This window comes from Salmonella sp. SAL04214 (genome assembly GCF_046550615.1).
Classification (GTDB): domain Bacteria; phylum Pseudomonadota; class Gammaproteobacteria; order Enterobacterales; family Enterobacteriaceae; genus Salmonella; species Salmonella enterica.
The window spans coordinates 153,463-163,006 of the sequence record NZ_JBGDXT010000012.1 but is presented as its reverse complement, the minus strand read 5'-3'; the positions used below and the strand labels follow the sequence as shown (position 1 = coordinate 163,006).

Here is a 9,544-nt window from a genome sequence, read left to right as displayed (position 1 = left end):
CAAAACGCTAACGCGTTTTGGCGAGCACTGCCCAGGACCAAAATGGCAAGTAAAATAGCCCTAATGGGATAGGCTCTAAGAAGGGATTCTGATAGCGTCCCTTCCTTCAATTTACACTCTATTTTCAATACTAAGATTGGCCTCATCAGGCCTGTTAAACGTCGACCCGACGGAAAAATGTTTATCGCAGGGCGTCCAGCCCTGCGAGCGTCAACATTTCTGCAAACGGAGTAAGGTTAGCCAATAAGTTTAAGATTTTTTATCACTCAATCATTTAACCGTTCCAGGCCTTAACCGGCCTACAAATACGCTTATTTAGCTAACCAGTCGAGTATCCCCTGCGCGGCATGTCGGCCTTCTGCCATCGCCGTCACCACCAGATCGGCGCCGCGCACCGCATCGCCGCCGGCGAAAATTTTCGGGTTGGACGTCTGGTAACGAAACTCGCTCTCGACGCTGGCGGCAATACGTCCCCAGTTATCCACCTTCACGCCATGCGATTCCAGCCACGACATACCATGCGGATGAAAACCAAACGCCATAATGACCGCATCCGCCGGCATCACGAACTCGCTGTCCGGTACAGGTACCGGGCGGCGTCGCCCCTGACTATCCGGTTCGCCAAGCCGCGTACGCAAAAAGCGAATACCGCTGGCGCGCCCGTGCGTATCCAGCACCAACTCAACCGGCTGAACGTTAAATTCAAAGTTCGCGCCCTCTTCCCGCGCGTTTTTCACCTCTTTTTTCGACCCCGGCATATTGGCCTCATCGCGGCGATAAGCGCAGGTGACGTTAGCAGCGCCATGACGCAGCGCCGTACGCACGCAGTCCATTGCGGTGTCACCGCCGCCCAGCACAACCACGTTAAGGCCCGCAGTATCAATAAACGGCTCGTCAGGCAACGCCGGAAGCCCCATCACCTGTTTGGTATTGGCGATGAGGAATGGCAACGCATCATATACCCCCGGCGCGTCTTCATTCGGTAAATCAGCCTTCATGGAACGATAGGTTCCTACCCCGACAAAGACGGCGTCATAACTTTCCAGCAGCGTCTCCAGAGAAATATCTTTCCCTACTTCGCAGTTAAGCTCGAAACGAATCCCCATCGCGCTGAAGATTTCCCGACGGCGCGCCAGCAGAGATTTATCCAGTTTGAAAGCCGGAATACCAAAGGTGAGCAAACCGCCGATTTCCGGATGGCGATCGTAGACGGTGGCGCTTACGCCATGGCGCGCCAGCACGTCAGCGCAGGCAAGACCTGCCGGCCCCGCGCCGATAATCGCCACGCGCTTATCGCTCTTCTGTACGTCCGACAGGTCGGGACGCCAGCCTTTGCTCAGAGCGCGATCGGAGATATAGCGCTCAATGTTGCCGATGGTAACCGCGCCATACTCATCGCGGAGTGTACACGCACCTTCGCATAGCCGGTCCTGCGGACAGACGCGCCCGGTAATTTCCGGCAGGCAGTTGGTCTGGTGGGAAAGCTCTACCGCCGCATCAATATCGCCAGCTTTCACCAGTTCGATCCACTGGGGAATATGGTTATGCAGCGGACAGGTCCATTCGCAGATACTGTGTTCCCCGCATGTGAGGCAGCGGGACGCTTCACGCTCGGCCTGCGCGGCGCGAAACGGCAGATAAATTTCCTCAAAGGTGGTTTTACGCGCTTCAATCGCCAGTTTATCCGGTTCGCCGCGCGGCGGCGTCGCCTGCATACGCTCGACTTTGCTGCTTGCTGTCCCACGGTGTTGTGTATCAACGGTATGCCAGGGGCGAATCTCCTGCCGGGCGGTACGCAGCCGTCGCGTTTTAGCCAGACGGGTCAACGAGTCTTCGGTGACCAGTTGCAGCGCATCCGCCGGGCAATTTTCCACACAAGCCGGACCCTGTTCACGTCCCTGACACAGATCGCATTTATGCGCGCTGGCTTTGAACTGGTTTGGCGCGACGGGCGTCAATACCATCTGCATGGTGCCGAATGGGCAGGCGACGACGCAGGATTTACAGCCGATACACTTCTGCGCATTGACCTGCACGCTGTCGTTAATATGCGCGATCGCGCCGTTCGGACAGCTACGGGCGCAGGGCGCATCTTCGCAATGGTGACATGTGACCGCGCTGCGCTGGTGCTGATGTTTGATGACAGTAATTCGGGGCTGATAGCGCTGTGACGTCAGGACATGTCGCTCATCATTGTGAGCCATTACGCAGGCGACCTCGCAGGCATGGCAGCCCAGACACTGCTGGCTATTGGCCATAATAAAACGATTCATGGCATCCTTCTGTTTTGGTTGTAAAAACCTTATTCTTTATATGAGCATTGTTATTAACTGACGAAGGCGGGGTCGGCAATGTTCATCTGCCCAGGAAGCACAACTATCTGTCCAGAACCTGTGGCAGATCAATTTATTTCAAAGCAAATGCAATTGCGATTCAGCTAAATGCGGGGAGTGCCAGCGTGACGGTTAAACGCCCGGTCTCAGCCAGTCTGGCTAAGGCTTTTTTCTATATTGTGCTGTTGTCTATTCTGTCCACCGGCAGCGCATTACTGACGCTGACCAGCAGTTTACGGGATGCAGAAGCGATCAATATCGCCGGCTCGCTACGAATGCAGAGCTATCGGCTGGGTTACGATCTGCAAAGCCGTAGCCCGCAGATTAATGCGCATCGTCAACTTTTCCAGCACGCGCTCAACTCGCCGGTACTGCAAAATCTCAACGCCTGGTATGTGCCGCAGGCGGTGAAAACTCGCTACGCGCGCCTGCACGCCAACTGGCTGGAGATGAATAGCCGCCTACAGGACGGCGACATTGCCTGGTATCAGACCAATATCAACAATTACGTCGATCAAATTGATCTCTTCGTTCTGGCATTACAGCATTACGCCGAGCGTAAAGTCATGCTGGTCGTCGCCATATCGCTGGCGGGCGGTATCGGCATCTTTACGCTGGTCTTTTTTACCCTACGGCGTATTCGCCAGCAGGTCGTTCGCCCGCTGAATCAACTGGTCACCGCCAGTCAGCGAATTGAACATGGTCAGTTCGCCCCGCTGCCGCTGGATACCAGCTTACCCAATGAGCTGGGATTGTTGGCGAAAACGTTTAGCCAGATGTCGAGCGAGCTGCATAAACTTTACCGTTCGCTGGAAGCCTCGGTGGAAGAAAAAACGCACGATCTGCACGAAGCGCATCGCCGCCTGGAGGTGTTATACCAGTGCTCCCAGGCGCTGAATACCAGCCAAATCGATGTCCACTGTTTTCGCCATATTTTGCAAATTGTCCGTGAACATGACGCCGCCTGGTATCTGGAGTTAACCGTGGGCGATAACTGGCGGATTAGCGAAGGCATGCAAAGCCCCGACCTGCCGATGCAAATGCTGCCAGTGACGATGCAGGACACGGTCTATGGCGAACTCCACTGGCAAAGCCCCAACGTTAATGCCTCTACGCCGCTGCTGAACAGCGTCTCCACGATGCTGGGGCGTGGTTTGTACTTTAATCAGGCGCAAAAACACTTCCAGCAACTTTTGTTAATGGAAGAGCGCGCGACGATTGCCCGTGAGCTACACGATTCACTGGCGCAGGTACTTTCTTATTTACGTATTCAGTTAACGCTTTTGAAGCGCGCCATTCCAGAAGATAACGCCGGCGCGCAAAGCATCATGGCGGATTTTTCCAGAGCGCTGAACGACGCCTACCGTCAGCTTCGCGAGCTACTCACCACGTTCCGTCTGACGTTACAGCAGGCCGATTTACCCTCCGCATTGCATGAGATGCTGGAAGATTTACAGAGTCAGACCCCGGCCAAACTCACGTTGGATTGCCGTTTACCCACGCTGGCGCTGGATGCGCAAATGCAGGTGCATTTGTTGCAAATTGTGCGTGAAGCGGTCCTGAACGCCATTAAACACGCCAACGCGAGCGAAATCGCCGTGAGCTGCGTCACCGCGCCTGACGGCGATCATACTGTTTATATTCGCGATAATGGCATTGGTATCGGCGAACCGCATGAGCCTGCCGGACACTATGGTCTGAATATAATGCGTGAGCGCGCGGAGCGCCTTGGCGGCACGCTGAATTTTTCGCAACCCTCCGGCGGCGGCACACTGGTCAGTATCAGTTTTCGCTCCTCCAACAAGGAAGAGAGTCAGTTAACGTAAAGAACGGCAAATCGCCGGAAGGCCAGATGTCAGGCTTTCCGGCGTTGGCACAAAAAGTATGCTGTAAAAGCGCATGATAATTTACATTATCTCCTTTATTTCTCCACGTTTGGCTCGTAGCTTGCCGCTACAGTGAAGCAGTTCAAATCTATAACGATATGTAGAAACACGAGGTTCCCCTTTAATGGCGAATTTTTTTATCGATCGCCCCATTTTTGCCTGGGTGCTGGCTATCCTGTTGTGTCTGACAGGGGCGTTAGCCATTTTTTCTTTACCTGTTGAACAATATCCCGATCTGGCACCGCCCAACGTACGTATTACCGCGAATTATCCGGGAGCGTCGGCGCAAACGCTGGAAAATACCGTAACCCAGGTTATTGAGCAGAATATGACGGGCCTCGATAATCTGATGTACATGTCATCACAAAGCAGCGGAACCGGACAGGCGACCATTACGCTGAGCTTCATTGCGGGAACCGATCCTGATGAGGCGGTTCAGCAGGTGCAAAATCAGTTACAGTCCGCGATGCGTAAACTGCCGCAGGCGGTACAGGATCAAGGCGTCACGGTACGCAAAACGGGCGATACCAATATTTTGACCATCGCTTTCGTCTCTACCGACGGTTCTATGGACAAGCAGGATATCGCCGACTACGTCGCCAGTAATATTCAGGACCCACTCAGCCGCGTCAACGGCGTCGGCGATATTGACGCTTATGGTTCACAGTACTCTATGCGTATCTGGCTCGATCCTGCCAAATTGAATAGTTTTCAGATGACCACGAAAGACGTGACCGATGCAATTGAGTCGCAGAATGCGCAAATCGCCGTCGGGCAGCTTGGCGGTACGCCTTCGGTCGACAAGCAGGCGCTGAACGCCACCATTAATGCGCAGTCATTGCTGCAAACGCCGCAACAATTTCGCGATATCACCCTGCGCGTTAATCAGGACGGTTCCGAGGTCAAACTGGGCGATGTCGCCACCGTGGAGCTGGGGGCGGAAAAGTATGACTACCTCAGCCGTTTTAACGGCAATCCGGCTTCCGGTCTTGGGGTTAAGCTGGCTTCCGGCGCGAATGAAATGGCGACCGCGAAGCTGGTACTGGATCGCCTCAACGAGCTGGCGCAGTACTTTCCCCACGGCCTGGAATACAAGATCGCGTATGAAACCACCTCCTTTGTCAAAGCCTCGATTATCGATGTGGTCAAAACGTTGCTGGAGGCTATCGCTCTGGTTTTCCTGGTGATGTACCTGTTCCTGCAAAACTTTCGCGCCACGCTGATTCCGACGATCGCCGTGCCGGTAGTATTAATGGGCACCTTCTCTGTGCTTTACGCGTTTGGCTACAGTATTAACACATTAACCATGTTCGCGATGGTGCTGGCAATCGGGCTCCTGGTCGACGATGCCATCGTGGTGGTGGAAAACGTCGAACGTATCATGAGCGAAGAAGGACTCACGCCGCGTGAAGCGACGCGCAAATCCATGGGACAAATCCAGGGGGCGCTGGTCGGTATCGCGATGGTGCTGTCTGCGGTATTCGTGCCGATGGCGTTCTTTGGCGGTACCACCGGGGCGATTTATCGTCAGTTTTCTATCACCATTGTCTCGGCAATGGTGCTGTCGGTGCTGGTCGCCATGATTCTGACGCCAGCGCTGTGCGCAACGTTATTAAAACCGTTGCACAAAGGCGAACAGCACGGGCAACGCGGATTTTTCGGCTGGTTTAACCGTACCTTCAATCGTAATGCCGAACGTTATGAGAAAGGCGTAGCGAAAATTTTGCATCGCAGCCTGCGCTGGATTCTGATTTATGTTCTGTTGCTTGGCGGCATGGTGTTCCTGTTTTTGCGTCTCCCCACCTCCTTTCTGCCGCAAGAAGATCGGGGCATGTTCACTACGTCTATCCAGCTACCGAGCGGTTCTACGCAACAGCAAACCCTGAAAGTCGTTGAAAAGGTTGAAAACTATTATTTCACCCATGAGAAAGACAACATTATGTCGGTCTTTTCGACGGTCGGTTCCGGCCCTGGCGGGAACGGGCAAAACGTCGCGCGCATGTTTGTTCGCTTGAAAGACTGGGACGCGCGCGATCCCACCACCGGCTCCTCGTTCGCCATTATTGAGCGGGCGACAAAAGCGTTTAACCAGATTAAAGAAGCTCGCGTCTTCGCCAGCAGCCCGCCGGCAATTAGCGGTCTGGGCAGCTCCGCCGGTTTTGATATGGAATTACAGGATCACGCCGGAGCAGGCCATGACGCGCTGATGGCCGCACGAGATCAACTCATTGAGCTGGCCGGGAAAAACAGTTCCTTGACCCGCGTGCGCCACAACGGCCTGGACGACAGCCCGCAACTGCAAATTGATATTGACCAACGAAAAGCGCAGGCGCTGGGCGTATCGATTGACGATATCAACGACACCCTGCAAACAGCCTGGGGATCGAGCTACGTCAACGACTTTATGGACCGGGGCCGCGTGAAGAAGGTCTATGTTCAGGCCGCAGCGAAATATCGTATGCTGCCGGATGATATTAATCTTTGGTATGTCCGTAACAAAGACGGCGGCATGGTCCCCTTCTCCGCCTTCGCCACCTCGCGCTGGGAAACCGGATCGCCGCGTCTGGAACGCTATAACGGCTATTCGGCGGTAGAAATTGTCGGAGAGGCCGCGCCGGGGGTCAGTACCGGGACGGCGATGGATGTCATGGAGTCGTTGGTGCATCAGCTACCGGGCGGTTTTGGCCTGGAATGGACAGCCATGTCTTACCAGGAACGGCTCTCCGGCGCGCAGGCGCCCGCGCTGTACGCTATTTCGCTATTAGTCGTCTTCCTGTGTCTGGCGGCATTGTATGAAAGCTGGTCGGTGCCCTTCTCGGTGATGCTGGTTGTGCCGCTCGGCGTCATTGGCGCGCTACTCGCTACCTGGATGCGCGGGCTGGAAAACGATGTTTACTTCCAGGTGGGGCTGTTGACCGTTATCGGCCTCTCGGCGAAAAACGCGATTCTGATTGTGGAATTCGCCAACGAAATGAATCAGAAGGGACACGCGCTGTTAGACGCCACGCTGTACGCCAGCCGCCAGCGCCTGCGACCGATACTGATGACTTCGCTGGCGTTTATATTTGGCGTATTGCCGATGGCCACCAGCACCGGGGCAGGCTCGGGTAGCCAACATGCTGTCGGAACCGGCGTGATGGGGGGAATGATCTCAGCAACCATTCTGGCTATCTTCTTTGTACCCCTGTTTTTCGTGCTGATACGTCGCCGCTTCCCGCTGAAGCCGCGCCCGGAATAAGCTCCCGGCCAGCCTGATACGAGGTATCGGGCACAAAAAAGGCGACTTTCGTTGAGTCGCCTTTTCTTATCCCCTATGGGAGCGCAGTGCCTTCCAGGCATTTATTTACGAAGCATGACTTCGATAAAATCTTTCCAGTTCCCCAGTTCACGTTCAATCATAATAGCCTCTCTTATTATTATGGGTATTCTACGTAGTTAGCGGTATAGAGAGAAGTTCATTTAACCGATTGTTGCGATATCCTCTGGTTACGCTGTCTATGATATTACTATGGCGCTGTAGCCGTAAATTTTATGTGACTTACTGCAATATTTAGCAACATTAATACCTTTTCTACTACTTTATCAAATCGGGTTAAAAAACAATCAATTGCATGTGCGCAAAATAGGATTTTCCTCGCGAATTATAAACAAGCCACATCTGGAACGTTTTGGAATCATTATTCACATTCACTCAACAATGTTATATTGATTGCCGATCAGCGCTGGATAAATAACCATTAACAGCCACACTTATTATCCCGCAGACGATACTATTGATTATTTATTCGAATTTCGCGTTAAAGGATTCAATATGATTACCCTCTATGGCATTAAGAATTGCGACACGATCAAAAAAGCGCGCCGTTGGCTGGAGGAGCATGGCATTGATTATCGTTTTCACGATTACCGTGTGGATGGCATAGACCTCCCTCTTCTTAATACCTTTATTGCCGAACTCGGCTGGCAGCCTTTACTGAATACGCGCGGCACAACATGGCGCAAACTGGATGAAGGCGATCGCAGCGGGATTACCGATGCCGACTCCGCCGCTGCTCTCATGGTTGAACAGCCGGCAATCATCAAACGCCCATTGCTCTGCGCGCCCGGGAAGCCTATGCTGCTTGGTTTCAGTGAATCCCGTTATCAGCAGTTTTTTGATGAGGTGTAGTCTATGTCGTGCCCGGTTATTGAGCTGACACAGCAACTTATTCGTCGCCCCTCCCTGAGTCCGGATGACGCAGGCTGTCAGGCATTAATGATTGAACGCCTGCGTAAAATCGGTTTTACCATTGAGCATATGGATTTTGGCGACACGCAAAATTTTTGGGCATGGCGTGGGCGTGGCGAAACGCTGGCGTTCGCCGGGCATACTGACGTCGTACCGGCTGGCGATGTCGATCGCTGGATCAATCCGCCGTTTGAGCCTACGATTCGCGACGGAATGTTGTTCGGTCGCGGCGCGGCGGATATGAAAGGTTCACTGGCGGCAATGGTGGTGGCTGCTGAACGTTTTGTTGCGCAGCATCCTCATCACCGGGGCCGCCTCGCGTTTTTGATTACCTCTGATGAGGAAGCCAGCGCAAAAAATGGCACCGTCAAGGTGGTTGAAGCGCTGATGGCCCGTCACGAGCGGCTGGATTACTGTCTGGTCGGCGAACCTTCCAGTACTGAAATTGTGGGTGATGTCGTCAAAAACGGGCGTCGCGGTTCCCTCACCTGTAACCTCACTATTCATGGCGTTCAGGGGCACGTCGCCTATCCGCATCTGGCGGATAACCCTGTTCATCGCGCCGCGCCTTTTCTTAATGAACTGGTCGCTATCGAGTGGGATCGGGGCAATGATTTTTTCCCGGCCACCAGTATGCAGGTAGCCAATATCCAGGCAGGCACCGGCAGCAATAATGTCATTCCCGGCGAACTGTTCGTGCAGTTTAACTTCCGTTTCAGCACGGAACTGACCGATGAGATGATCAAAGAGCGGGTACATGCGCTGCTTGAGAAGCATCAGCTACGTTATACCGTAGACTGGTGGCTTTCCGGCCAGCCGTTCCTGACCGCACGCGGCAAGCTGGTGGACGCGGTGGTAAACGCCATTGAGCACTATAATGAAATTAAACCGCAATTACTGACGACGGGCGGTACGTCCGACGGACGTTTTATCGCCCGTATGGGAGCGCAGGTGGTAGAACTGGGGCCGGTGAACGCCACCATTCATAAAATTAATGAATGTGTGAATGCCGCCGATCTCCAGCTACTGGCCCGTATGTATCAACGCATTATGGAACAGCTCGTCGCCTGATGAGCGTTCCGGTAAGAGGAAATAAG

6 protein-coding genes are annotated in these 9,544 nt (G+C 53.7%); 4 read left to right on the top strand and 2 right to left on the bottom strand.

The window, feature by feature from the left end; all coding sequences use genetic code 11:
• Positions 1 to 311: 311 nt before the first annotated feature.
• The gene (gene aegA, locus ACLJQD_RS19210) at positions 312 to 2,273 is read right to left on the bottom strand and encodes a formate-dependent uric acid utilization protein AegA (RefSeq protein WP_023242679.1); all 1,962 of its coding nucleotides are present in this window, start codon (positions 2,271 to 2,273) and stop codon (positions 312 to 314) included.
• Positions 2,274 to 2,458: 185 nt separating this feature from the next.
• Here aegA and narQ point away from each other — a divergent pair, with 185 nt between their 5' ends.
• Together narQ and acrD are read left to right on the top strand one after the other, a co-directional pair.
• Complete coding sequence (narQ, locus tag ACLJQD_RS19205; protein ID WP_000216812.1) at positions 2,459 to 4,159, top strand: nitrate/nitrite two-component system sensor histidine kinase NarQ; 1,701 nt, start codon at positions 2,459 to 2,461, stop codon at positions 4,157 to 4,159.
• Between the two features lie 184 nt (positions 4,160 to 4,343).
• Positions 4,344 to 7,457, top strand: a complete 3,114-nt coding sequence (gene acrD / locus ACLJQD_RS19200; protein WP_001263076.1) for a multidrug efflux RND transporter permease AcrD — start codon at positions 4,344 to 4,346, stop codon at positions 7,455 to 7,457.
• A 101-nt stretch (positions 7,458 to 7,558) separates the two neighbouring features.
• Here the strand turns inward: acrD and ypfM are convergent, their stop codons facing one another.
• Positions 7,559 to 7,618, bottom strand: a complete 60-nt coding sequence (gene ypfM / locus ACLJQD_RS19195) for a protein YpfM (protein ID WP_001386977.1) — start codon at positions 7,616 to 7,618, stop codon at positions 7,559 to 7,561.
• Between the two features lie 412 nt (positions 7,619 to 8,030).
• On the opposite strand from ypfM, the gene ACLJQD_RS19190 reads away from it, so the two are divergent.
• Complete coding sequence (locus ACLJQD_RS19190; RefSeq protein WP_000631923.1) at positions 8,031 to 8,387, top strand: ArsC family reductase; 357 nt, start codon at positions 8,031 to 8,033, stop codon at positions 8,385 to 8,387.
• A 3-nt stretch (positions 8,388 to 8,390) separates the two neighbouring features.
• The gene (gene dapE / locus ACLJQD_RS19185; RefSeq protein ID WP_001277822.1) at positions 8,391 to 9,518 is read left to right on the top strand and encodes a succinyl-diaminopimelate desuccinylase; all 1,128 of its coding nucleotides are present in this window, start codon (positions 8,391 to 8,393) and stop codon (positions 9,516 to 9,518) included.
• The last annotated feature ends 26 nt before the right edge of the window (positions 9,519 to 9,544 follow it).